General features: G+C 67.1%; 2 protein-coding genes. Both read right to left on the bottom strand.

The genetic code is table 11. The features are described 5' to 3' along the window. The coding region (locus tag ORI27_RS32900; protein ID WP_266074065.1) for a putative alpha/beta hydrolase at window positions 1–341 on the bottom strand (341 nt) is incomplete at its 3' end. Next, on the bottom strand, window positions 338–636 hold a 299-nt coding region (locus ORI27_RS32905; RefSeq protein WP_266001435.1), incomplete at its 5' end, for a DUF2563 family protein. The genes ORI27_RS32900 and ORI27_RS32905, both read right to left, overlap by 4 nt.

Below are 636 nucleotides of genomic sequence, written 5' to 3' on the forward strand. Positions count from 1 at the left end.
GCCAGGTTCGCCGCGATACCGGACAGATCGGCACCGATCGCGGGCAACTGGTCACGCTGGACCAGCAACCGGGTCGTCGCGCGCTGAACCTCGGCACTGTCATTGATCGGATGCTCACCGCCCTCCCGGTTCCACGACGCCCGAAACCGGGCCTGGGCCTGTTCGAACTCGGCGTACGTCTCCGCGGTACACGCACCAGCGCTGTAGAACGCCCGACCCAACTCCGCGATCGCCCCGGGATCCCCGCTTTGCATCGTCTCGTCGACCTGCCACGGGTCACCACCGGCCTCACCGATGAGAGCGCCGATGCTGATGTGGGTCAGGCTCGGGTAGGCGCTCACAGCACCGAACGCACGGCCTCGGCATTGCGCGCCTCCATCTCGACGAACACCGACGCCGTCGTGTGTGCCTTATCGCCCAACACGCCCAGATGGCTCTCGTGGTCGTGCAGCCGCTGGATGTGGTTGCTGTGCGCCTCGGCGAGCGCACCATCAAACGACTCCGCCGCCGCGAAACCACCGAAGATTCCCGACGCCGGAGACACGCGACGCAGCTGGTCAGCACCCTCCATCGCCAGCGCGGCCGCACTGTACGACCGGTTTGCACCCGAGCGCAACTCACCCACGTCGACCTGCA

The organism is Mycobacterium pinniadriaticum (assembly GCF_026242045.1).
Classification (GTDB): domain Bacteria; phylum Actinomycetota; class Actinomycetes; order Mycobacteriales; family Mycobacteriaceae; genus Mycobacterium; species Mycobacterium pinniadriaticum.